The organism is Bradyrhizobium sp. 76 (genome assembly GCF_023073025.1).
Taxonomy (GTDB): Bacteria; Pseudomonadota; Alphaproteobacteria; order Rhizobiales; family Xanthobacteraceae; genus Bradyrhizobium.
This window is the reverse complement of record NZ_JADPIS010000080.1, coordinates 20,749-43,332: the sequence shown is the minus strand read 5'-3', so window position 1 is coordinate 43,332 and position 22,584 is coordinate 20,749. Positions and strand designations below refer to the sequence as shown.

The following is a 22,584-nucleotide window of genomic DNA, read 5'->3' as shown; positions in this document are numbered from 1 at the left end:
AACACCGTTGCCGGCCTGGGCTTGTTCCGTGTCCTCATTGCTTCCTCCTTTCAAAAGCCAACTCAGTCTGACTGAGAGGACGGGGCGGGTCATCCCATTCTGATGTCCCCAGTCAAGCACACAACGCACGGTTTCCCATCTCCACGTGGACTCATCGTGAAGTTCTTGCGCCGATGGATCGTGCAGAGGAGAAGGCGGGACCCAAAGACGTCGGTGAACAGGCTCTGATGCGCGGGTTGGATACCGCATTTCCGTTTTTTCGTCTGGGGCTGTCCCTGGTCTAGCATCGGGCGTCGATCGGATGATCGGCCACATAATGGGTTTCGGGATTTCCCCTGCCGTGGTCCCACCTTCACCTCTGCACGATTGATGTCTGCGACTACCCTGATCCTGATTGCAACAAAGAGGGCTGTGGGCCGGTCGAGCGCACCTCACGACTCGAGCGGTCCACAGCCGCCAACGACGTTACGCCTGTCGAGGTGGCATGAGCTCGCGATTGATTGCCCAAATGAAGGCGGATAGCTCTCGGGCAATCGCCGTGACGATCACGGTTCGCCGCTTGCCCTTCCGCTCGAGTGAGCGGAAGCGTCCGCACAATCTGGTTTGCGCTTTCCACGCAATCTCTCGCGCGCGTCTCGGTGCGGCCTCCACCTTTGGCTGCTTGTCTCGGCTTACGCGCGGCGGATATCGATAGCTCCAGGCCGCCTCCACAAGAATACGTCGCGCCCGCCCATTACCGGCTTTGGTGATGCCGCCTCGCTTGACCTTGTCGCCAGTTGAGTTTTCCGTGGGCACCAGACCCAGATAGCTCATCAGCTCGCGCGGATTTTGAAAGCGGGAGAGATCACCGATCTCGACCAGCACCCCCACAGCCGCAATGAGATCAATCCCCCGCATCGCCTGCAGGGCCGCGACAACCTCGGCGAGCGACCACTCGGGTACTACCTCGCGGATGGCATCTTCCAAACGCTCCATCCGCTCACTTTCCTGGCGTATCCCCTCAAGTAGCTCTTCGAATGTGATGCGCTGCTCGCGATGCTCGAGCTTCTGCGACATCAGCCATCTCATGTGGGCGGGCCCCCACGTTGTCTTGCCCGGATAGATGCGTCCCAGCCGCAGCATCAATGACGAGATCTGTTGACGCTTGCCCTGGAGGTCCTTCTTCACTGCCTGACGGGCCCGCGAGAGATCGCGCATAGCCTCATGGCGCTCGTCCGGCACCCACACTGCGGTGAGCTCGCCCGCGCGCAACAGCTTGGCGAGGCTTACCGCATCGCGCCGGTTCGTCTTCACTCGATCGCCGGCCTTCTTCGGAACGAGCGAGGGGGCCACCACCAGGCAGTCATGGCCGAGGCTCTTGAGCAGTCTGTAGAGGCCATATCCTGTCGGCCCTGCTTCGTAGCAAAACGTCAGATGACAGCATTTCGCTGCAAGCTTTGCCACCAGCTTTCGGATCGCTGCCTCCGTGGCAGAAAACTCCCCGAGATATCGTACCTTGCCGCCACGGCCGCCATCGGCAATGGCGATTGCATTGCGCGATTTTGACGTATCGATCCCGACAAAGACCTCGGTATGATGACCCACGACTCGCCCTCCTTGTTTGAGGCTCTGCCCGGTCCATCCAGGCAACCCTCGTCGCAACATCGAGGGTGAGTCGCCTCATTTTGTGGAGGGGACATACAGTCTAATGGTGACGCCCGCGGGGAAAAGGAAAGCTGTCGCTCATCTGGTGGATGCCCACGGGATGAGCGAACGGCGGGCCTGTAAAACCATAGGCTGCTGCCGCATGACCATGACGATATCGGACGACCCCGGCTGACGATGTCAGTCTTCGCCAGCGCATGAGGGCGATTGCCCAGGGACGCCGCCGCTTCGGCTACCGCTGGCTGCATGTTCTGCTCAAGCGGGAGGGGTATCTGATCAACCAAAAGAAGCTCTTCCGGTTCTATCGGGAAGAGAAGCTGACGGTGCGCCGCCGTGGTGGGCGCAAGCCGGCGATCGGGACCAGGGCGCCGATGCTGGTTCCGATGACGCCGAACGACAGGTGGTCGCTCGACTTCGTTTCGGATCAGCTGACCGACGGTCGCCGCTTCCGCATCCTGACCGTCGTCGATGATTGTACCCGCGAGTGCCTGGCGCTGGTGCCCGATACCTTGCTCTTCGGCGCCGCGTGGTGCGGGAACTGGACCGACTGATGATCGAGCGTGGCAAGCCGAAGATGGTGGTCAGTGACAACGGCAGCGAACTCACCCGCAACGCCATTCTCGCATGGGCCGACCAGAGCCGTGTCGCATGGCACTACATCGCGCCGGGCAAAACGCCTTCACCGACTTGGCGACCTCAGAGGACGCTCACGCAGCCTGAGCGCAGTCAGCCATTCGCCAAAATGGCTTAACCAGGGGCTTCACCGGATGCGTACGGTCAGCCGCCCTTGTACGGGGATGGTCGCTTCGATTGCAGACGCCATTATTGTCCTCTCAACGTGTGACAGCCTCCGCTTTCCGCAACGATACGGTTTCTCGTCGACAGCGGATCGGTGCGACCTAAGACCTCAGGTTTACCGAATACGAACTTAACGGTTTCACCGTTGCAGCCCTCCGCGATTGGAGGCGTGTTCGGACCTGGGAATGCCGATTCCGAAATGCCGCGTGTGGGCGATATCGAGGATACGATTGACCAATCGCGAAAAAGTGTAGCCGGCGGCCGTCGCAGCCCGAAGGTAAGAGTGCGCATGATAGAGCGACGGGCTGAAGTTGATCTCGAGGACAAAGGGTTGGCCGGAGCGGTCGATCCGAAAGTCGACGCGGGCGTAGTCTCGGCCACGGCAAGCACGGAAGGTCGCAATCGAAAGATTCCGCAGCATCGTCGCAAGCTCACTCCCGATTTGCGCCGGGCAAACCTTGTGCGGCTCCGCGACCGCTCTATGGTACTTGTCTTCGAAAGTCATAAGACGTGTTTTGCGATTACCAAAGTCGTGCTCCACCGGAGGTAGCGCCTCCAGCTCTTCGTTTCCCAATAGAGCCACGCAGATCTCCCGCCCTTCGATGTATTCTTCCACGAGTGCATTCTCCGCATAGTGCGTGACGATCATTTCTACGGCTTGCCTCAACTGAGAAGGTTCTTGTACGAACTGCAATCCCAGGCTACTGGATTCGCAACATGGCTTCACTATCAGTGGGAATCGGAGGTCCCCGGTGCTCTCGGTGCCGCGACGCATGACCCGAAAATTCGGCGTGGGCACACCATCATCGCGGATGAGCTTCTTTGTGATTACTTTATCGAGCTCCAGCGCAGCCCCGAGCGGACCCGGTCCGGTGTATGGAACGCCGGCCGCCTCAAGCATGGCCGGAACCTCGCTGGCACGCCACTCGCCCTTAGTTCCGTACGCCTTGTTGAAGACCATTCCGGGCAGGCGGCCTTGCGCGTCGGGTGGCATGAATCGCTCGAGTGTAGCAAGCAATCCTTTATCGCCTTCGCACAGCAACGTCTCGTGACCGTTCTCTTGCAGTGCCTCCTCCACGTTTTTGATCATCGTGCGATGATGCCCCCGATAAGGCTGGCCGGATGCATTGATCTCGATCGGCTCGTTCCACACGACTGCTACTCGCATGAGCTACTCCTGGTGCATTGTTAACTTCACTGGCTCAGATTTGGTTGATCGAGGCCTCGGTCCAAGGGTGCGAGACCGCTATGGTCGCAAGATCCTTCGTTGTGCCAATAGAGGAGGCGGTAGCGAGGCGCGAAACGCATGTGTTTCGCGGCGCGCTTGCGAGTACCTGCGCTCCCACAATGGGAGCCTGCGAGAGCGCGCCTGCAACGCCTGTCACATTAATCTGGATCGTTCGAGCGTGCTTCATGTCAACACGTCGTCCGGAGAGTGGGAGAACGCTATGGTCATCACGGTGCCTTTTACCGTCTTCTAGCAATCGGCGTGCCAGACGCGAGCGAAGGGCTTGCTTGAAGAGGTGCAAAGACATTGCAGGCCGGGTCGGCGGAATAACTGCGTCTCAGAGTGTTGCGTTCACGACAGGGGGAGATAAATCGAACACCGCGCACCAAAACAATCCGAACGCGAACGGTGCCCCTCACGGGCAAACACGAAAATCTCATATTGCCGTCTTGCGATCTCATTATGCGCGCGTTCGGCAGGGGCATCAGCTAGTGTCCCGAGCTTCGGCGCACTCCAAATTGAGCTAGGGTTCAGACTCAATTGATCCAATAAGCGACGAGAGCGGCGAGGTGGACGGCGGCCAAGAAGTTTCTGGCAAGTTTGTCGTAGCGAGTAGCAACACGCCTGAAATCCTTGAGCCGGCAGAAACAGCGCTCGATAACATTGCGCCCTTTATAGAGGCGCTTGCTGAAGCTGTGGAGGGTTACCCGGTTGGATTTGTTTGGAATGACGGGTTTCGCGCCGCGATTGACGATTTCGGCGCGAAAGCCGTCGCCATCGTAGCCTTTGTCCCCAATGAGGGAAGACATGGGCGGCGCGAGCTTCAAAAGGGCCGGCCCTGCGGCAATGTCTGCGGCTTGTCCCGGAGTGAGATGAAATGCGCAAGGTTTGCAATCAGGGTCGCTCAGCGCGTGGATTTTCGTGGTCCGCCCACCGCGCGAGCGGCCGATCGCCTGTTCACACTCCCCCCTTTTCCGCCGCTCGCCGAGCGATGCGCTTTGATCGAGGTGGAGTCGATCGACAAAGCCACTCGGTCCTTGCCGCAGCGGGCGAGCGCTTCAAAGATCGCCTGCCAATGTCCGCGCTTAGCCCAGCGATTGAACCGATTGTAGATCGTCGTGTAAGGGCCATAGTCGGACGGGCAATCGCGCCAGCGTGCGCCGCACTGGAGCATGTGAATGATACCGCTGATAATGCGTCGATCGTCTTCGCGCGCCGGGCCGGTCTGGTTCGTTGGCAGATGCGGCTCTATCTGAGCCCACTGCTTGTCGTTGAGCCAGAACAGTCCTTTGCGCATCGAAGTCCCCCGTGCCGAATCAACTTGGCACGAGGGAATCAGAACTCGCTAATTAGGTACAGACCCTAGGCAACGTCACCGTGATGCCAGATTGCTCGCACGCCAGGATTTCTTCGCGCTTGAAGTAGCCGCGATCGGCGACAACATCGAGCGTGTCGGCCTCAAGAATGGCTTTGGCCTGCTGTGCTGTGTTTGCAAGTTGTGACCGGTCTGAGCCACTTGTTGTCACCTCGTGCGCGACGATCAGATGGTTTTCTGTATCGACCGCCGTCTGCACGTTGTAGCCGACGATGCCGGAACCACGGCCGCTCGTGGCCATCGAACGGCTGTCAGGATCCGTGAACGATATCTGCTGATCGGGCGACGCCAGAACCTGTTTTTCAATGGCTGCGAGTTTCGCCATTTCAACGGCCAGATTTTCGAGCCGTTCTTTGATCCGCGTCTTTTTTAATTCCAGCGTTTCCGACGACTCCTGCCGGTCGGCGATATCGAGCTGAGCGAGATAGCGCGCAACACTCTCTTCCAATTGCGTGCGCCGCCGCTCGACTTTGCCGCGCGTGAAGTTCTTATCGCGATTATTGACTGCTTTGAATTTGCTGCCGTCGATGGCGACGCTGGCTGCCGCGAGCAACCCAATCTTGCGGCACACCTCGACGAAGCGCGCGCAGACTTTTCTGATGCCGAGACCATTGTCCTTGCGGAAATCGGCAATCGTTTTGTGATCGGGCGCAAGCCGGGCGAGCAGCCACATCACTTCGACGTTGCGGCCAGCTTCACGCTCGAGCCGGCGGCTCGAATGCACACGGTTGAGATAACCATAAATGTAGAGCTTCAAGAGCGCGGCCGGATGATACGACGGCCTACCTGTGCCGGCAGGCTCAACGCCACCGAACCCAAGTTCAGCCAGATCGAGGGCCGCAACGAAGGCGTCGATCACGCGAACCGGATTGTCATCTAAAACCCAGTCATCCAGGCATTCCGGCAACAAAGTCGATTGCCCGCGATCAGCCCCTTGAACGAAGCGACTCATGCCCAGCCCCCGCCGATTCAGTGCGGGAATCATAGCAGACAAGGCGTTTTCACACAGCCAGGGTCAAAAGGGGCGGTCAAAGGCGTTGGGAGGTCAAGTCCGGTTTACCCGTCATAGCTGATGGGCCCAGCTTGGCTCATGCTCCTTCACATCCGAGCGAAGCTCCTGCGGCCGGCCACCAAATCGGCCAGAATTCCTTCAGTCGGCTCTCTGCTTTGACGCACGCCGGGAGGCCGCCGCGACCCCCAGTTCGCCCGCCGCGCAAGCAAAGGGAGCGGTTTGCAAAGAAAGCGATGGGATGCCGCAGCCTACACTACACGCGAACTATAAAACGTTGACCGTCCCCCATGAGCTTCTGTTGATGATCGCGAGTGTCAAACCGTTTGATGAGTTGCGTCTCGAAATTGCCCACCAAAACGAGGGGGAGACAGCATACTTGGTGTGGAGCAAGTGTGCTTTGCGAGCGCCGTCTGCCAGGCTGCTCGCAGAGAAGGACAGTCGGATGATTGCGCCGATTCGACGGAACTGGAATCCAAAAGACATTTTCGATGAGTTGACGCCGGCGATGTTCACGGCCGGACCTTCGACTGTGCGCGCACGTCGGGACAAGTTGTGGCCAGAGTTGTATACTGAATACGATGCAAGGCACTTAAAACAAGAAGTGTTCAACCGGAATCTGATCGCCACCAACGAAGCTGAGGCGTTTATTAGTGCCTGGGCCACGGATGAAGAGCGTCACACCGATAGTTTCATCCGGATCATGGAGCTTGTCGCTGGTGAATCCGAAAAAGATCTTCGAGACAGATTGGAGGCTCGATCGCATAGTTTTTCTGCAATCAATGAATACTTGAAGGACGAATTCTCTCTGATCGTTATGATCGCATTTGATGAGATGTGTACTTGCCGCGCCTATGCTGCGGATAGAGAGTTCTATGCCGGACTTGGCAGCAGCTTCCTTCGTTGCCTGAGAGAGGTGGTTGCCGACGAGGCAGTTCACTCGATGAACGCTGTTAATGTTCTCCGTGCCCGTTACTGCGAGCGCATTCCCGAAATCGGCGAGATTCTCGACAGCCTAATCCGCAGCGTGGGCGATGATCCGGACTATACAGGCACCTTCGTACTGGATTACTTCGGCGAGAATTACACGAAGCAGATGTTTGTCAACTGCCGCGCCGCTGTCCTGAGAAACGTCGGTAAGCCGCTAACAGCCGCAGTGACAGATTGAAGCGTCGCCGCGCAACTAGACAGACGAGCGCTCATCTCCCGTCAGTGCCTCAGAAGTGCATGTGTTGGTCGGCCAGAGCGGATTCGGCTCACAGAGGATTCAGACAGCCTGCATGCGCTGTCCTTGAACGTTTTCGCTCGTTTTCAGTTTATTGGCAAGCGACACGCAATAATGAGCGATTCAGCGGTGCCTTGCACAAAGGGCACCGGTCACACGTCAAGAGAAAAAGCCAATCAGGCAATCGTCACGAACAATTAAGCCAAATGACGCTGTCGGCTTTCCTCCTGTTGTCGCGAATTCTTCAACGCACGCGCTCGAGGCAGCTATCCCAATTCTCTCAAGTCATTGTCGTTAAACCCGATTTTTTGGAGCGGTGCAACTGGTACGACCCTTGCTGTTCTCATCCCTAGGTTCTCTCCCTTCCGGAGATGCGTATGCAAAGTGCCCTCTGCACCAAGCAGAATTTCCGACTGCCGGCATATCGGGGTATCCCCCCGACGAACATCGTCTTGCACCACGAGGGCCGGTCGCGCTCAACCCTTAAGAATTGTTCGCGTCGGAGGCGTGCGACTAAGCCACCCAGACGTCGCGAATTGTTCATGCAAGAAGCCAAACTTGCGCGGCGAGTCTGTTGGGCTGCTCATCGACCCGGCTCTCGTCGGTGCCGGCGCGGTGAAGATCAGTTGGGGGCTGACGATGCAGATCCGTAGATCGTGCACGACCTTGGCCCACTTCTTTTCATGCTCGCCGGCAAGCCGAACATCCGCGGTGACACAGGGCTCGTTGAGCTCGGGACCACGGAGCGGCTCGGCGACGGATTGGAACTTGCCTCCGCTTAAAACAAGCTCAATCGAGCGGCGCAATATCGACCTCTTGGGTCAGCCCGCTGAGGCGCCCAAAATGGATCTTTTCAGCTTCACCGAATGCGCGACGCGAACGCAATCCCTCCGATCGCTTTTCGAGCTTCTTGTGAGCTGTGCCAGCGACGAAGGCTTCAGCGAAGTCTCTTACGGAGCGCTCAATTTCGCGGAGCCACTTCGCCTACCGGAGTATCCGCCGCCCGCCGTGGCCGTTAAGTGGCCGCCCGAGTGGTGTGAACGATATTTTAAGCGAAAGTACCACAAAATCGATCCGGTGGTCCGGCGGACACCGACGCTTTCGCGGCCGTTTCTGTGGGATCAACTCGCCGAGCAATATCAACTACAGCCCGACGAAAGGCGCGTACTTGATGAGGCCAGAGAGGCCGGTCTCAAGCACGGCATGAGTGTACCATTGTTTGGGCCATTGGGTCGATTATCGGTCGTATCGTTTGCATCTCGGTTCGACGATGCCGATCCTCAACATTCCAAAGGCCATCTGAACGCACTAGCCTGGCACTTTCACACCGCTTGTGTGGAGATCACACGTCCGGCGGAAGATAACTGCAATATGAGAGTTGCGCTATCACAGCGGGAATTAGATTGTCTAGGGTGGGTGGCAGAGGGCAAATCGTCATGGGAAATCGGGAGGATATTACAAATCAGCGAGAATACGGTGAACTTTCATCTTAAGAACGCGATGCGAAAGCTGGGCGCGACCAGCCGAATCCAAGCCGTCATTGTGGCGATCCGCCTCAATCTTATTTTTGATGTCCATGCTGCGTGAGCATCTTGATGGACGACGATTGTACCCAAGGCGCTGACATTCGGCGCCGATCGAGCCGTTCTGCTCACTGACCGGCGCTTCGCTGGTTCTGATACTCTGGTGATAACTTACGCATTGGCAGCCGCCATCCAAAAAGTTCGTAAGGAGCATGGACCGCCGACTTCATCTTTACCGGCAAGCAAACCATCGACGGTGACACCGCCCAGGTGGGACCCGGGATTGCGAAGCGGCCTGGGATGCTACGGCTGACCTACGTCGGCAAGATCAGAGCACTAGACCTAACCGTGCGCACAATCCAAACGGAACGACGTGCCGAAGGCGGTGTCCAGGTTCTGCTTACCAGCGTGTATCAAATTACGATTCTCGAGGCCACCACCAGATTCGCCGCGGCGCGATGGCCGGATGCGCTACGAGCCGCCCGCGCGCCAATCGTGAAATGGAACGCACGGGACGCGGGTCTCGAGGACCTTTCCAAATGTGGTCTCGCCGACCGTGATCAAGTGAGTCTTCGCTCCCTCGGCGCGCGCTGACAAAGCGATGCTGGTGGAGGCTTCCGAGCAGCCGCCGCAAGCTTTGATCCACGCGATCTTCAAGCACCAGCCAAAGCTTAAAGCGGAAGTTGCCGCACCGGTCCGCGAGTAATCTGGGCAGCTTTGTGGGCGCTTTCAGCCATGCGCGTCGCTGCACAATCCGAGGCTCTAACCGCTCCTGGATAAGAACTCGACGGCAGGGCCGCGGCAAGCGCGCTCCCGACAAGAGGAAATTTCTCGGCGCGGGTCTTACGTCTTCAAGACCGCAGCCCGTCTGGAAGGACCTCGACGTAGGGAATGGGTGTTGAGTCGGACTGCGTCAGGTTGCAGATTGACAAACTCGAACGGCGAAGTCCCCTATCGGCCAATACTAATTAGGCGCGCACCTTCGTTTGGGCCTCGTCCGTCCAGAGCCGATGCTTCGGCCATCAGTGTGAAGGCTTCGCTGGAGAACAGGAAGACATGGACGGTAGAGGTTTTCAGTCATGCTCTGCGTCGTTATGAGTTCTGAAAAAGGCCACGCTCCTGCAGAATGGGCAGCAGCTTATGATGGTCCTCGATGAGATAATCCGGCTGCGCCGCTCGCAGACGCGTCTCGGAAACAAATCCGCCCGTAATGGCTACGCTGATCAGGCCAAGTTCGCGTGCGATATCCGTTTCGACCGGCATGTCCCCGATGATGAACGTTGAGCTGGGGTTCAGATTGTATGCTCGCATATACAGACGAAGCCGCTCTCCTTTGCTTGTGCCTTTATATTGAGTAGCGCGGCTTTCAAAAGCCAGAACCTCCGCGACACAATCGTCGATTCCATGTCTTCGTAATTGGGTAATAAGGGGATCGACTATATGGTTACTAACAATAATGCTGGGAACCTCTTGTTGACGTGCCGTTTCCAAAATGCAACGCGCGCCTTCGCGCAGTTCGGCTTTGCTCGCCAGCGGTTCGTAAGTATCGTGAAAAATAGCGCTGTCATGGTTATCGACCGTTTCGATTTCACTCTCCGACATTCCTAGATTGCGGTAAAAAACCGAAAGTGGAACATCGAAATGATCCCGAAAAGTTTGCATGTCGATGGCAGCTCGGCCGAAGCGGCCCAAAATGGTGTTCGTCGTTTGTAGCAAGACGTCGGCGTCGTCGAGGAGAGTGCCGTTCCAATCGAATACAAGAGCAGGTTTCATCATGGCCTCATGCTGCAGACGTTTTCGTTGAGGTGAGATCGGCGATCAATCTATTCGAAGTCTCGTCTGCGCGTTTTTGCCCGCCAAGGGGGCGGCATCTCGAACGTAAACGCAGAAAGACCGGTTCCCTCATGTCCCCGCGGCAGCAAGGAAAGCAGACTTCAAAGGGCACATCAGCGTTGACCAAAGCCCGTCCAAACAAACCGTCAAACGACGGCAGGAGGTTTTATGATTGTCAAAGGGCTGCAAGTCGGCGTCACTCTTCTCCCTGTGAGAGGGAGTGCGAACGTGTGCTATAGCTACATGCAGCCTGGAATGCGCGTCCTGCTCAGTGAAATCAACATCTGCTAGTCTGCCTGCTGGCCGGCATGACTTTGTATGTTGAAACCGTTCTTCATGCATAGATGCGGCAACGCCGAACCCCCCCTGTGCACGGTTTTCAAGCTTCGGCACCATGTGCTTGAGCTGATCGGAAACCGGCCCTTGTGAGCGGCTTAAAGGCAACAGAAATGCGCCTGCAGCACCGGACATGCTATGTCTCCTTGACCGACGATTATGGATGTCGCCCGTTGCATGTTGTTGTTTTCCCCCTGTCCGGTTGCAGATATCCGATGTCTGGAACCGACACCGAGCGGAGGTAATCCGTCGGCTCGCGCGAAGCACATGGTTTTGCGCCTCTGCAAGCAAGGCTCGTACCAAGTCCTCTTTCGCGGGCAGGAGGCTTCCCCGAGCTTGGCAAGCGAACTGTGTGATTCGAAACAACCGCCCTGATCCGGCTGCCGGACTTCCGAGAGCGCGGCCGCCAAAAGTCAACTTTGGTGGGCACGGTGCCTGACGGGGTCCATCCGGCGGTGCTCCGCCTAACAGCCGCAGCAAAGAGCGTTACGCGACTGTTGCCGCGGCGGGAATGTCTTGGTCCAATCCTCAAGCGGCCAGTCCTAACCCTACGCTGAAGAACGAAGACGTTCAGTGAACTGGAGCCCCACCGAGGGACCATCGGGCCTTGTTTGCTGATTGAATTCGTGCGCGCCTCCGATCTCCTTGATGTCACGGAGCGAACAGCGCTGTCCGCCGTTGTTGCGGCTTTCAAGGGGTAGACGCTCCGTGACGGCATCGACGCAAAGTGAAGGCTATTGAAGCGTCACATAAATGAGGGCGTTTGTGAACGAAGCTCGTGCGATTCGGCTAGGCTTCACTGAATGTACTTTCAGGCACATGGCGCAGACGCAAGCGAGGTCGGCAAGGGGACCGGCTCATGTTTTCACGCCGCTATGTCTGTTTTCAGCCGTGTCGTCTTGAAGAGGTTAATGTCCGGTCCCCGACATCACGGCGTAAAATGTTTCCGCGCGCGCTCGCAAAGCGCAATGGTGTTGTTCTCTTGCAGCAAGACGAGGAAGGCGGTTTTCGGCACGTTGATTGCAGCGGCGGTGAAGGACGCATTTCAAAAACAGCGGTCTCTCGCCGTCACCACTCAAGAGTTCAGATGAAAGCTATCTATTCCATCAAACAACTCCGTCATTCTTCGAACGTTGGAGGCGCTACGCAGCACAATGGATGGCATCGCTCGGCTGGCCATACTGCCGACACGGTGGAAGTCTCGAACTCATCCAGGATATCAAGGCCATGCGCCAGGTAATCGCAGATCGGGTGGCGACAAGCGGCCGTTCCTACGCCAGGGGCATCATGTGGACTACCGAAATGCAGAAGCGCCCGCAGATCAACTTGCTCGCGCGAGAGCGAGGCAAAGCGCCCGGCTAGGATGTTTGATGAGCTCAACGCAAGCAACTCGTAAACGCCTGCTCGACCCAGGCCTGCCCTTTGGAATAAACGCTAATGTCGCAGAATACTTGCGGCCCGGTGAGGGGGAGATAATACAAGCAGAAGTCGAGCAGCACTTGCAGTCTTGCTTGAGGCTTGGTTATCGACACTAGCCGCGACCACAACACGACTGCGACCGCAAAACGGATAGCCAAGATGTACGTGCGCCAGGTGTTCGTCGAGCGCTTTGAAGCTAGCCCTGCGGCTACGGAACTTGCCAAACGCGGGCTGCCTGGAACAGATCTACGCGCTTGGCCCCATCACCGTGAGATCGGCGTGCTCGCACCGCTTTGTTCCCGTCATTGGCATTTTCGTTAACGGTTTTCGATGCGCCTCCCGGACCTTTCCACACCGCAACCCACGCTCGTGATCCGCGAGCCGGGTTGCCCCGATCTCGCCGGCTTCACCGCCGGCGCGCGCCGCGCGCTTCTCTCGGCCTCGCTCGGCTCATTGCGGCCCGGCGGCTCGGGATGGTTCGGCCCCGACAAGCTCCACCGCATGTGGGTCGGGGTGCTGCCTGGTGTCGGTGATCGGTATCAGCAAAGTTGTGCGTGTGGCCAACTGGATCATGGCGCTCCCGCAATCCAAGAGGAAGCCGATATTATGTTGGCAGACGAGTTGGAGCGCCGCATTAATCCGAACGGATTGGCCGTCATCGTTACGGCGCGGCACCAGTGCGTGATCTGGCGAGGCGTTCGCGAGACGGAAACTACTATGGTGACCAGCATCATGCGCCGTGTTTCCGCGACAGCAAGATACTGCGTAGCGAATTTCTGGCGCTCATCAAGGACTAAACCGTGACCTATGTATCACTCAAGACATACGGCCGTGAAATCGGCCTATCTGCTGCGTTTTGCCAGCGGCGCCCGCCGTCGCACTGTCGCCTGTTGGGCCAAGATGTCGGCCGTCGACAAGCCTGCCGACGTCGACAAACTACTAACCCTCAACATCGGTGGGGCGACCAAGCCAGCAATATGGATGCAATCGTTGAGCCAAGAAGGCAGCGGAGCTGAGCACTCAGGAGGTGACTGCACGCGACTGAGCGCGTCATCATTCAAACACGAAGTTTCTCGGCGTGCGGTAACGGGGTTGGAAGGTTCTGCGGCTTCACCCTTGCGTCGATCGCGGTGGCTTCTCCGATGTCGTCGTCCACTCGAGAGCAGCGGGCAGTGGATCAGGAGGACTTCATCGGCGATGCCCGGCTCGACGGCCGCACTTCCGGCGGCATGCATCAAGGAGTTGCCCGTGCCTACCACCCGGAACTTTACACAGGTCGGCGCCCACGTCGAGACGCCAGGAAGCCCAGATAAGGCGGTCCTCGAAAACGCGCCGCTCAGGCGCGGCGACGGACCGCCCGCCATCGTGCGCTGCACCTGCCCGGAATTCACCTCGGTCTGCCCTTCGCCGGTCAGCCGAGTTTCATCGTAATCGACTACGCGCCCGACGAGGCACTGGTGGGCTCCAAATCACTGAAGCAGTTCAGGACTTCGTTCCGCAAACACGGCGCTTTGCATGATGAATGCACAGCGCTAGTCGGCCGACGCATTGCCGGGGCGATCAAACCACTGTGGCTGCGCGTCGGCAGTTACCGGCATCCGCGTGGCGGCATCCCGATCGACGTGTTTTGGCAGACCGGCGCGCCACCGGAGGGCGCCTGGTTGCCCGATACAGCCGTGGCGCCTTATCGCTGCCGTCGGCTGAGCAACCAAAAGAGCGACAGCCGCTCGTTAGTAGCGCAAGAGCTGCAGGTTCGTAACTACGATTCATCAAGGGTGATGTCATGTTGAACGCGGCAGAAACTGCTGGTGTAGCTGAGAGCGATTCCTCAGCTGGTAGCTGTCGCCGTTCTCTACTTAGTGATGGCGGATCGCGGGCGGCAGTGGATCTCGAAACGCGGAGCATTCGCGGCGAGGCGAGACGAAATGATTCGCAAGGCTGGAAGATCGCCGTTGCAAATCGCCGCGGACCGGGATTCCTACGGGCTGCTCCGGCCGTGCACAAATGGCCCGTTGGCTCGATACTGGCACTGAGGCTGTCGCCGGAAGTGCTGGGCTGTTTCATTTCTATAGGAGAGATGGCCACCTTCTACGCGTCGCCTGCGAAGTCATCGCGCTTCCGGCGGCTTAATCAAACGAATCCAGACATCAGAGGACGTGCCATGGCATTTAAAATTGCGACCTATCTCGATCGGATCGGCCTTGCTCAAGTCCCGACAACGGTTGATGGCCTTCTTGCGCTCCAGCAGGCTCAAATGCGAGCGATCCCCTATGAGAACATTGATGTTCTGCTGGGCGATATCCCCGATCTGACTGAGAATTCGATCTGGGCCAAACTTATCGATGCCCGGCGAGGCGGCTATTGCTTCGAATTGAACAAGTTGTTTGGCTTGGCGCTCGAAGAACTCGATTTCAAGGTCCGGCCAATTCTTTGCAGGGTGCGCATGGGGGCTTCGGCAGGTGGCCCACGCACACATCATGCATTGATCGTGACCATAGAGGGTTGCGACTGGCTTGCCGATGCCGGCTTTCCCGGTCCGGCACCTATTGCACCGCTACGAATCGATGCGAAGGAGCAGCAAATAGTTGGCGGGGACGTGTTTCGTCTGCGGGCCGACCCGGCCAGTAGAGAGCTCGTGCTTGAACGCAAGAACGAAGATGAATGGTTCGCTCTTTTCGGCATTGACCGAGCCGTCGCCCTGCCACCCGATTTCGAGGGCGCCAACTTCATCTGCGCACGCTGGGACCGTATGCCCTTTCCATCCGTCCTCATGATGAGTGTGCTGACATCGGAGGGACGTGCAACCTTGCTCAACAAGAAGCTCAGATTGACTCGCAGCCAATTTAAGGAAACACAAACACTGGAAACGAAGATCGAACTGCAGCAGGTCTTGGCCAATGTCTTCGGGCTCCGACTGACTCAGTGCACCGTTGATTCGTTATGGGAAAAGCTTGGGTCACGTGGACTTGTATAGGAAAGAAAGTGATCAAGCATTCCCAGCGCGACGATGGCCTGTGCGGTCTCTTCCAAATCCCAGGGCGGGATCGTCGACTCTGTTATTGGCGATGTCGTAGTGCTTCAGGGGACGATCGAGTTGCTCTGGAATGATCCCATCGATCCGTGGCTTCAAGGGTGCCGAGCGCCTGGCGCCTTTATGTCACAGCTGGCCGGAGGGTGCGGGCTGCGGCGATCCCTCTCGTCGGAGAGGTGGTCGAATATCCTCGGCATGGTCGAGGAAGGCGGTGGCGGCCAAGCTTCGTTTCCATGGCCTGACCCGCAAGCCCCTGGCCGAAATCTAAGAATACCACCAACTAACTGAAAATTCACAATTTTATAATTTACCAAACCGAGAATACCATTAGCTATACCAAGCCGATGTTTCACAATTTTGGTTCGAATCCGCTTCAGGTTGAACGTACGAGATCAGGAGCTATGCTCGTCAATTCCCTGTGAGTCTTGTGGGCTTACAGCAATAAGTGCTGTGACTAGCCGTGGATTCGAAGCGTATGGCACTTCGTCAGGCACCGCCGCCTTCGCTCGGCATCGAGACCGCCAATCACGGCGGGCTCGCAAGAGCGAAAGGCGATGCAATGTCCCCTCAATCAACCAGCGTCTCCACCCGGAAGGATGCTAATCCGAGATCACGTCCCAGCTTGTGGCCGCAATCGAAGCGAATCCCGACAGACCATAATTACCCTGGCGCAAATCATCCGGCGCTCTCTTCATGCCGGTCAATGTGCTGACCAAGAACGGCTATACCGGCATCAATATCGTGAGTCTCTGGGTCGCCGCCCAATTAAAGGGGTTCAGCTCGCCCGTGTGGGCCACTTACAAGGTCGGAGCTTGGCGCTCAGGTTCGCGCAGGCGTGAAATCGAGCCCTGTGATCTTCAACAAGGAATTCGACGCCGAGCCCGATCCCGACGTTGCGGATGACGACGGCAAACCGCGTGTCGCCCGCGCATCGCGGGTGTTCAACGCGGCGCAGGTCGAGGGTTACGCCCTGAACCCAGTGCCGGAGCCTCTCGGTCCGGTCGCCCGCATCGCAGGCGCCGATGCGTTCGTGAGAGGGACGGGCGCGCGCATCGAGCACGGCGGCGACCGGGCCTTTTACCGGCCCTCCACCGATCGTATCCAGATGCCTCCGGAGGAAATGTTCTGAGGCACCGAAACGCTGTCACGCAAGCGAAGGCTATTACGCACGCTTGTCCACGAGCTGACCCGGCGCGAAACACAGGCTCGATCGCACGTTCGGCAAACGCTTCGGCGGCCTACGCCGCCGAGGAATTGGTCGCTGAAATCGGCGCGGCGTTCCTGTGCGCGGAGCTTCAGATCACGCAGGAATGTGCGTGCCGATCACGCTCGTATCTCGCGCAGTGGCTGAAGCTGATGAAGGTCGGATTCCCGCGCGGTTTTCGCTGCCGCCGCCACGAGGAAAACATCGGCGCCTGCTCCTTCACCACTGGCTGAACCAGGCTGCGCGCCCCTCGTATTCACGGCGAAAGGCGTCGACACTAGTGAACAGTATTAGGATTTGCGCGGTGACGTTTTTTGGTTCGATGGCAGGCATGTCGGTACCCCGCGTGGTGTGTGATGCGTCGGCAGGCTAGGCCACCGGCAGTGAACGTTGGTCGCAAGCAGATGACGCAACCCTTTGCTGTTTGCGCAGATTCCTGAGCTCCTGCAACAGTATAGGCAGCGGCTCGGTGGCGCAGCCGACGAGCTGACAGTCATTGTGCGCAACTTCGACGAGGACTCCCGCCGCTCGGGTTATGACCGATCGGGCGCACTCGGTGTGATGGCGAAGAACCCAGAACGACTGGTGCGCGACCAGGCGCAGCGAATGACGGAATATGTTCGAAGGCTGGACCGGCTGAACGAGCAGCAATCGGCTTTGGCGAGTGGCGTCACGCCTGCGGCCATCCTGGCGGTAGCGGTTGACTACGACAAGCCGATCATGGCGCAAGCCTGGAGCGCCTATGCACCCGCGCTTCCGACGACCCTCACGGGCATTGTATTTGCGATCATCGGCTGGTGCTTGCCTTATGCTGCATTCTTGGTTCTCGGCGCTGTTGCCGGCTCACGAGGCAGAGTCGCTGCGTGATCCGACGAAACCGAGATTCATCGGCAGGGGGACAGCAAACCGAGCCGTCAAACTCCGCGCGGCGTTTCTATACCTCAACTCTTGTTCGCGGTCTTCACCGCGAGCGGCTGCTGGATGAAGCGCCATAGCGGCAACGCATCACTTTTGTGGTCGGATGATACCAGTGGCGCGAACCAGTTGGGCCGATGTTCAAGTTCAATTTGCACTGAATCCGGTTCTCCATTGGCCCGTTGCGAATAGTGGCGGGAAAACATCCGGCTCAGCGTGCCGATTATTTCAAATCTCTCAGTGTCCTCGTTGAGCCGTTCCTCGGGCAGCCAAGAAAACTCGATCGCCGACAATCTTCCGTCAGTGACAATGGCCTTGGTCTCCTGCTCGGCCCATTCCCCGAGATTCATGAATATCCACGCGATCTCCTGCTCGTCCGCACGCGTGAGGACACGATCCTCACTGAGCATCGTGACCTCTCGAACCGTAAAAGGCGCCATTCCGTCGGGGCCGATGGCGTTGGGCGTGTCGGCGGTTAGCCGAAGTGTGAGCGGCGGCGTTGTGCCGATTGTCATATCGCCGAGCCTGCCCAGCTCATTGAAGCAGACGGCATGTTTCATGTCGAGCTTGAGGTAGCCATTTTCATCCAGCAGATCGTGCGGGGATACGAGCGTCCAGATGCCCCATCTGGCCCAATAGACGGCCACCTTGAGCGCGGCCCGTGTTGCCCGCGCGTAGCTGTCGAGCGAGGACAGATAAGACGGTGTCATGATCTGACGTTCTTGCCGGACCGGATCTGCCTCGTAGACGTTCTTGACTTCGACCAGCCATTGCTCGTCGTCTTCCAGTACGATTCTGAAATCGGGCGCCCGATATCTGCCGACAGGATAGACGCGCCCGGTATCTTCGACCTTCATCAGCTTGTAATGACCAAGCGCCACCACCATGGCTTCGAACATTGCCGCGGTTCGTTGGCCCGCGATCAGAATGTCATCGGTCAATGCCTTGTCAAGCTGCGCGCCGATCGCCGCCAAAAATTCCTGGGCTGTCTGGGGCGCCGTGACCGAAATCTTTCGCTCGCGGCTGAAGCGGGCATAGAGATTGAGAAGATCAAATGGTTTGCTCATTTTGGCGTCGCTGCCTTGAATTTACGCGTGGGAAAGGTCGGGCCTACGACTTGGTGAAATCGGCAACCTGGTCGGCTTCCAAGTTAGCTGACCCGCCTAATCGGCCGAACTCATAAAATCATCTGAGCCAGCCCGCAGGGAGCCCAAGCGAACCGAATAGTCCGACGCCAGCGTCGCGCAGATTTCCTCTGCCCGTGCGCGGTCGTTGGTCATTGCCGCAACATGCCAAGGAGCGTTGCGCACCACCGCCCAACCGCGCACCCATCCCGGGTTCGATGGGTCGACGTGAGGGAGGTTGCGTTGAGGACCTGGGATCGGCGCAAACCAGAAGGCGTAGGATTGCGCACCGTCGCTTCCCGGCTCGTCGCTTGAGCTGACGAGGCCGATCACCTCTCCGTCCTGGTTGAACACGGGTCCTCCGCTCATACCGCCTGGCCAATGGCTGTCGACCGCAAATGTCGGCCAAGGACGATGTTCGCGGCCACTCGGCAGCACTGCCGTTACGCGGCCAATAGACCCATACATGCGCTCGGTCAGAACATCCGTGTCGATCTCGCGGTCCTGTATCGAACGCAGTTCGGGAAATCCCACCGCCATGACTTCATCGCCGATCTCGGGCCATTTTCCGGTCAGCCGCAGGGGCAGAAAATCGCGTACTTCGTGCAGGCGCGTGTTGTCCGCTTTGAACGACAGCGTCATGCAGTCGAGTGACATGCGGCTCGAGTCACGGTTGAGCAGCCAATCAAGGGCAATATCTTCTGGCGGGGTGCGAAAGGCGGTCGCTGACGCAATCACGACCATCCCGGTCGACCCCAATCGGGGCGCGCCGCCCCGGGTTGAGCAGACCTACAACCGTCGACCGCGGGCGCGAAGGCCCGAGCCATGCTTCAAGCACGTGCTGCGCGGTCAGATATCCTCCGAAGGCGTCGATCCGGAACGCCGTGCCGAGACCAGAGACGCGGTCTGTGTGGTTGTCGATTGCCAGTAAGGAGATAATCGGATGGCGAACCCCCGTCGGGCCTTGTATCTGAAACTGGCGGGGATCGTCTCCGGGTGCGGGGGTGACTGGAAAGGGCATCGTCCAGTCTAACACGGCAAGGCTAATCGCCCTAAGGCGCATTCAATGTAAAGGCTCATCCGAGTCACAAAAAAACCGGCGCCGCTGTTTTGAAACGGCGCCGGTTTCTTTGTCAAAGGTCTAGTGAGCGGCGGCACCTTGCTTGATCGCAGAGGCGAAGTCTTCGACAACACGAACAAATAGATCGGGATCACGCAGTGCGTTCTTGAGCTCCTCAGTCCAATCCGGATTCGACTCGGTCCACTTGATCAGCGCGGTCGCCTTGACGCCGCGATGCTTGATCAGGAAGTTGGAGATCTTTGCCGGCACCGCGCCCGCGACAAACGCGGCTCTAGCCGGTGCGGCGCGCGCCAGAAGAATGAAAGCCCGCGAGAAGCTCGCGAGATCATCCTCTTCCGCGAGTTTGGTGAGGAGGTCCAGTACAGGACCGGAAGGGGTCGTGTAGGCTGCCGAGCCCTGGGATGCGATCGCCTCGGCAATGCGGTGCAGTGTTTCTGGGGGCATGCTCTTAATTCCTTCGTCAAGGCCGGCGAGCGCTTTTGCTTTTGCCCTGCGATCGGCGGCGAGGTTTCTGATGTCGTTTGCGTCTTGTTCGGTGGGCACCCACACACGGACTTCCTGCCAGCCTTCAGCCAGGCGAACGTCGCGCTGGCGTCTTACTCGCCTGACTACCGTAGGATCGGCCACGAAATGTCTCCGTACTGTCGTTACCCGATATATACGTAACGACAGTACGGGCAAGGGGTTCCTTGATGGAACCTAAGAAACGTTATATAGGGCCCACCACCAGTCGCTTTATTGAAGTATATATAAACAACCTTTATTATGGCGTCGGACTTGGCTCTTCTGCGAAAGGTTTCTCTTGAACCGCGATAATCTCACTCACGCCGTTCGGGAACGATTGCAGCGGCTTCCGGCGCCCTATGCGGCGCATTACGGCGTGGTTCCGCTGCCCCCGCCTGAGGACGGGGTTGCCGCGGGGTCGGTCCTTGCCCGGCTCAGGGCGGCGGATGCAGCCTTGGTGCGCGTCGAGACGCTCGCGGCCGAACTAAAGGACCCGTATCTGATCAGCCGCATCTTGCCACGGCGGGAAGCTGTCAGCAGCTCGGCGATCGAAGGCACCAACAGCACGCTTGACGAATTGCTGTCCGGTGAAGAAAGCGAAGATTCCCAGCAGGGCGAGGCGGTAGTTCAGGTGCGTGACTACGCGCTCGCGCTCGATGACTTCCTGCCGCGGGCCAGACAAGAGAAACTGGAAATCTTCACAAGCGGTTTGGTGCAGGATCTGCATCACGCCGTCATGCGCGGCGACGCAGAATACAAGGACAAGCCCGGCGATCTTCGCCAGGTTGTGGTCTGGATCGGTGGCAGGGGCGATATTGCTTACTCGACCTACAATCCGACGCCGCCGTCTGACATTGCCGCGTGTCTTGAGGACACGATGAAGTACATGCGCTGCGAGGGCATGCAGGCGATGTACCAGAGCTTCATTGTGCGAATGGCGGTTGCGCATGCACATTTTGAGGCAGTCCACCCGTTTCGTGATGGCAATGGCCGCGTCGGCCGTCTCCTCCTGCCGTTGATGATGGCGGCGGAAGGCATGATGCCGATTTACCTGTCACCGTACATTGAAGCCCACAAGGCGGCTTATTATGAATCGCTCAAAGCGGCTCAGCAGCGCCTCGATTGGCATGAAGCGGTCGGATTCATGGCAGACGCAATTGTCGGCACCACGGATGAGCTGCTGAAGACGCGCGACGCTTTGTCTGCAATTGGCGATCTATGGCGAAAGCGGCGCAAATTTCGCCAGGGCTCAGCGAGCCTGCGAGCACTCGATGTTCTGCCGCACTATCCGGTGCTGACCGTCAAGCGTCTGGCCTCGCTTCTCAGCATTACGGTGCCTGCAGCCTCGCAAGCGGTAGAGCAACTGGTCGAGAATAAAATCTTGAACGAGCGTACCGGCTATGCGCGCAACCGCGTCTTCGCCGCCCCCGACGCGCTGTCGATCATTAACCGCCCGTTCGGCGAAGAACCCATTCTTCCCGGTGCGGACACCTGACGGCCGGTATGCCGGGGTGACAATCGGTGAAGCCGCGAATTGCGTCTTCGCCCCGCCGCCGGTCATGCCGTCGGCGGGACTTCCTTGAGACACAGGCGATTTTCCATAGCACGCGATCCCGCAAATGCTCAATGATCACGCCGGACGAAGGGAGATTCGGTAGATGGTCGAGGCGATTCTCCGAAGGACACTCAAAAGAGTGGTTGACCTTGCATCGATGCACAGCATCACGAGTGATGCGCTCATAGCGATGAGCAAGGACGATTATCAGGTTCTCCGTCGCGCGGCGACGCGCGCGCGGCTCGACAGGAAAGCGCGTTTCGTCTGCGCGAAATGCGGACATGCCGTCTATGCTCCGCGCGAAGGCCGGACCGGCCAGCCTTACTGGAAACACCACCCGGGTGCCCCACAGCTTTGTCCCTGGTGGACGGGGACGCCGGCCAGCGTCGATATCGTTAGCGCGCAGCAATTTGACGGAGCGCAGGAAAGCCCGCTGCATGCTAAAATCAAACATATCGTCGGTGAGTTATTGACCAACGATCCGCGCACGACCGCAGGAAGCGTCGTTGTCGATGAGTATCTCATCCTAGAGAATGGACGGCGGCGGCCGGACGTACGCGCGATCTATGATCGCATGCCACTCGTCGTGGAGGTTCAACTTGCAACCACGCAAATCCCCATCATCGTGCAACGCGAAGATTTCTATGAGAGCGCGTCCATTCGCCTGATTTGGCTCACCTGGAATTGAGCCACCCACGAGCGGCCGATTACTCAGTTCGTTTGAGGACATTTTCTACTCCCACGACAAGAACCTGTTCTCAATTGACGATGAAACGATAG

The 22,584-nt window shown here is 58.3% G+C and carries 17 protein-coding genes and 5 pseudogenes; 13 read left to right on the top strand and 9 right to left on the bottom strand.

Annotated features, from left to right (window positions below; all coding sequences use genetic code 11):
* Positions 1-465 precede the first annotated feature (465 nt).
* Positions 466-1,584, bottom strand: a complete 1,119-nt coding sequence (locus IVB48_RS16360) for an IS110 family transposase (protein WP_247400872.1) — start codon at positions 1,582-1,584, stop codon at positions 466-468.
* A 103-nt stretch (positions 1,585-1,687) separates the two neighbouring features.
* On the opposite strand from IVB48_RS16360, the pseudogene IVB48_RS16355 reads away from it, so the two are divergent.
* Positions 1,688-2,317, top strand: a pseudogene (locus IVB48_RS16355) (DDE-type integrase/transposase/recombinase); the annotation flags it as partial.
* Between the two features lie 264 nt (positions 2,318-2,581).
* Here IVB48_RS16355 and IVB48_RS16350 read toward each other — a convergent pair.
* The 3 genes and pseudogenes from IVB48_RS16350 to IVB48_RS16340 form a co-directional block, all read right to left on the bottom strand.
* Positions 2,582-3,610 carry an ATP-grasp domain-containing protein gene (locus tag IVB48_RS16350; protein ID WP_247400869.1) on the bottom strand — a complete coding sequence of 343 codons (1,029 nt, stop codon included), beginning with the start codon at positions 3,608-3,610 and terminating at the stop codon, positions 2,582-2,584.
* A gap of 596 nt (positions 3,611-4,206) precedes the next feature.
* Positions 4,207-4,967, bottom strand: a pseudogene (locus tag IVB48_RS16345) (IS5 family transposase).
* 64 nt (positions 4,968-5,031) lie between these two features.
* Positions 5,032-5,997, bottom strand: a pseudogene (locus tag IVB48_RS16340) (IS1182 family transposase); the annotation flags it as partial.
* A 361-nt stretch (positions 5,998-6,358) separates the two neighbouring features.
* On the opposite strand from IVB48_RS16340, the gene IVB48_RS16335 reads away from it, so the two are divergent.
* The 3 genes and pseudogenes from IVB48_RS16335 to IVB48_RS16325 all read left to right on the top strand — a co-directional run.
* Positions 6,359-7,222 (top strand): hypothetical protein, encoded by an 864-nt coding sequence (locus IVB48_RS16335; protein ID WP_247400867.1) that lies wholly within the window; start codon positions 6,359-6,361, stop codon positions 7,220-7,222.
* A 900-nt stretch (positions 7,223-8,122) separates the two neighbouring features.
* Positions 8,123-8,866, top strand: a complete 744-nt coding sequence (locus IVB48_RS16330) for a LuxR family transcriptional regulator (protein WP_247298780.1) — start codon at positions 8,123-8,125, stop codon at positions 8,864-8,866.
* A 21-nt stretch (positions 8,867-8,887) separates the two neighbouring features.
* A pseudogene (locus tag IVB48_RS16325) lies at positions 8,888-9,508 on the top strand (nitrogen fixation protein FixA); the annotation flags it as partial.
* 386 nt (positions 9,509-9,894) lie between these two features.
* Here IVB48_RS16325 and IVB48_RS16320 read toward each other — a convergent pair.
* Positions 9,895-10,578 carry an HAD family hydrolase gene (locus tag IVB48_RS16320; RefSeq protein ID WP_247400865.1) on the bottom strand — a complete coding sequence of 228 codons (684 nt, stop codon included), beginning with the start codon at positions 10,576-10,578 and terminating at the stop codon, positions 9,895-9,897.
* 126 nt (positions 10,579-10,704) lie between these two features.
* A complete protein-coding gene (locus IVB48_RS16315; protein ID WP_247400863.1) occupies positions 10,705-11,106 on the bottom strand; it encodes a hypothetical protein in 402 nt (133 codons plus the stop codon).
* 1,614 nt (positions 11,107-12,720) lie between these two features.
* Here IVB48_RS16315 and IVB48_RS16310 point away from each other — a divergent pair.
* The 7 genes and pseudogenes from IVB48_RS16310 to IVB48_RS16285 all read left to right on the top strand — a co-directional run bounded on the left by IVB48_RS16310 (position 12,721) and on the right by IVB48_RS16285 (position 17,492).
* Entirely contained in the window at positions 12,721-13,194 is a 474-nt protein-coding gene (locus IVB48_RS16310) for a GTP cyclohydrolase I (protein WP_247400862.1), read from the top strand.
* Positions 13,195-13,638: 444 nt separating this feature from the next.
* Positions 13,639-14,087, top strand: a pseudogene (gene queF / locus IVB48_RS16305) (preQ(1) synthase); the annotation flags it as partial.
* Positions 14,088-14,173: 86 nt separating this feature from the next.
* A complete protein-coding gene (locus tag IVB48_RS16300) occupies positions 14,174-15,364 on the top strand; it encodes an arylamine N-acetyltransferase (RefSeq protein ID WP_247400859.1) in 1,191 nt (396 codons plus the stop codon).
* A 750-nt stretch (positions 15,365-16,114) separates the two neighbouring features.
* Complete coding sequence (locus tag IVB48_RS16295; RefSeq protein ID WP_247400857.1) at positions 16,115-16,324, top strand: ArdC family protein; 210 nt, start codon at positions 16,115-16,117, stop codon at positions 16,322-16,324.
* On the top strand, positions 16,257-16,550 hold the full coding sequence (locus IVB48_RS41390; protein ID WP_346658998.1) for a zincin-like metallopeptidase domain-containing protein: 294 nt from the start codon (positions 16,257-16,259) through the stop codon (positions 16,548-16,550). The genes IVB48_RS16295 and IVB48_RS41390 overlap by 68 nt, the downstream gene beginning before the upstream one ends.
* A gap of 125 nt (positions 16,551-16,675) precedes the next feature.
* The gene (locus IVB48_RS41020) at positions 16,676-16,858 is read left to right on the top strand and encodes a zincin-like metallopeptidase domain-containing protein (protein WP_018455432.1); all 183 of its coding nucleotides are present in this window, start codon (positions 16,676-16,678) and stop codon (positions 16,856-16,858) included.
* A 184-nt stretch (positions 16,859-17,042) separates the two neighbouring features.
* A complete protein-coding gene (locus tag IVB48_RS16285; RefSeq protein WP_247400854.1) occupies positions 17,043-17,492 on the top strand; it encodes a DUF2937 family protein in 450 nt (149 codons plus the stop codon).
* Positions 17,493-17,566: 74 nt separating this feature from the next.
* Here the strand turns inward: IVB48_RS16285 and IVB48_RS16280 are convergent, their stop codons facing one another.
* The 3 genes from IVB48_RS16280 to IVB48_RS16270 all read right to left on the bottom strand — a co-directional run bounded on the left by IVB48_RS16280 (position 17,567) and on the right by IVB48_RS16270 (position 20,372).
* On the bottom strand, positions 17,567-18,607 hold the full coding sequence (locus tag IVB48_RS16280; RefSeq protein ID WP_247400852.1) for a hypothetical protein: 1,041 nt from the start codon (positions 18,605-18,607) through the stop codon (positions 17,567-17,569).
* Between the two features lie 96 nt (positions 18,608-18,703).
* Positions 18,704-19,408: a serine protease gene (locus tag IVB48_RS16275; RefSeq protein WP_247400848.1), complete on the bottom strand. Its 705-nt coding sequence runs from the start codon at positions 19,406-19,408 to the stop codon at positions 18,704-18,706.
* A gap of 397 nt (positions 19,409-19,805) precedes the next feature.
* On the bottom strand, positions 19,806-20,372 hold the full coding sequence (locus IVB48_RS16270) for a hypothetical protein (protein ID WP_157642939.1): 567 nt from the start codon (positions 20,370-20,372) through the stop codon (positions 19,806-19,808).
* A 175-nt stretch (positions 20,373-20,547) separates the two neighbouring features.
* Between IVB48_RS16270 and IVB48_RS16265 the strand changes: the two genes are divergently transcribed.
* Positions 20,548-21,744 (top strand): Fic/DOC family N-terminal domain-containing protein, encoded by a 1,197-nt coding sequence (locus IVB48_RS16265; RefSeq protein ID WP_247400846.1) that lies wholly within the window; start codon positions 20,548-20,550, stop codon positions 21,742-21,744.
* Positions 21,745-21,907: 163 nt separating this feature from the next.
* A complete protein-coding gene (locus IVB48_RS16260; RefSeq protein ID WP_247400844.1) occupies positions 21,908-22,492 on the top strand; it encodes a DUF6035 family protein in 585 nt (194 codons plus the stop codon).
* Positions 22,493-22,584: the final 92 nt, after the last annotated feature.

Excerpts from the sequence above, each read along its gene's own strand:
- IVB48_RS16310 (WP_247400862.1), top strand. The coding sequence starts at position 12,721 with ATGCGCCTCCCGGACCTTTCCACACCGCAACCCACGCTCGTGATCCGC.
- IVB48_RS16350 (WP_247400869.1), bottom strand. The coding sequence starts at position 3,610 with ATGCGAGTAGCAGTCGTGTGGAACGAGCCGATCGAGATCAATGCATCC.
- IVB48_RS16315 (WP_247400863.1), bottom strand. The coding sequence starts at position 11,106 with ATGTCCGGTGCTGCAGGCGCATTTCTGTTGCCTTTAAGCCGCTCACAA.
- IVB48_RS16320 (WP_247400865.1), bottom strand. The coding sequence starts at position 10,578 with ATGATGAAACCTGCTCTTGTATTCGATTGGAACGGCACTCTCCTCGAC.
- IVB48_RS16330 (WP_247298780.1), top strand. The coding sequence starts at position 8,123 with ATGGATCTTTTCAGCTTCACCGAATGCGCGACGCGAACGCAATCCCTC.
- IVB48_RS16275 (WP_247400848.1), bottom strand. The coding sequence starts at position 19,408 with ATGGTCGTGATTGCGTCAGCGACCGCCTTTCGCACCCCGCCAGAAGAT.
- IVB48_RS16335 (WP_247400867.1), top strand. The coding sequence starts at position 6,359 with ATGATCGCGAGTGTCAAACCGTTTGATGAGTTGCGTCTCGAAATTGCC.
- IVB48_RS16280 (WP_247400852.1), bottom strand. The coding sequence starts at position 18,607 with ATGAGCAAACCATTTGATCTTCTCAATCTCTATGCCCGCTTCAGCCGC.
- IVB48_RS16295 (WP_247400857.1), top strand. The coding sequence starts at position 16,115 with ATGCCGGTCAATGTGCTGACCAAGAACGGCTATACCGGCATCAATATC.
- IVB48_RS16300 (WP_247400859.1), top strand. The coding sequence starts at position 14,174 with ATGTTGAACGCGGCAGAAACTGCTGGTGTAGCTGAGAGCGATTCCTCA.
- IVB48_RS16260 (WP_247400844.1), top strand. The coding sequence starts at position 21,908 with ATGGTCGAGGCGATTCTCCGAAGGACACTCAAAAGAGTGGTTGACCTT.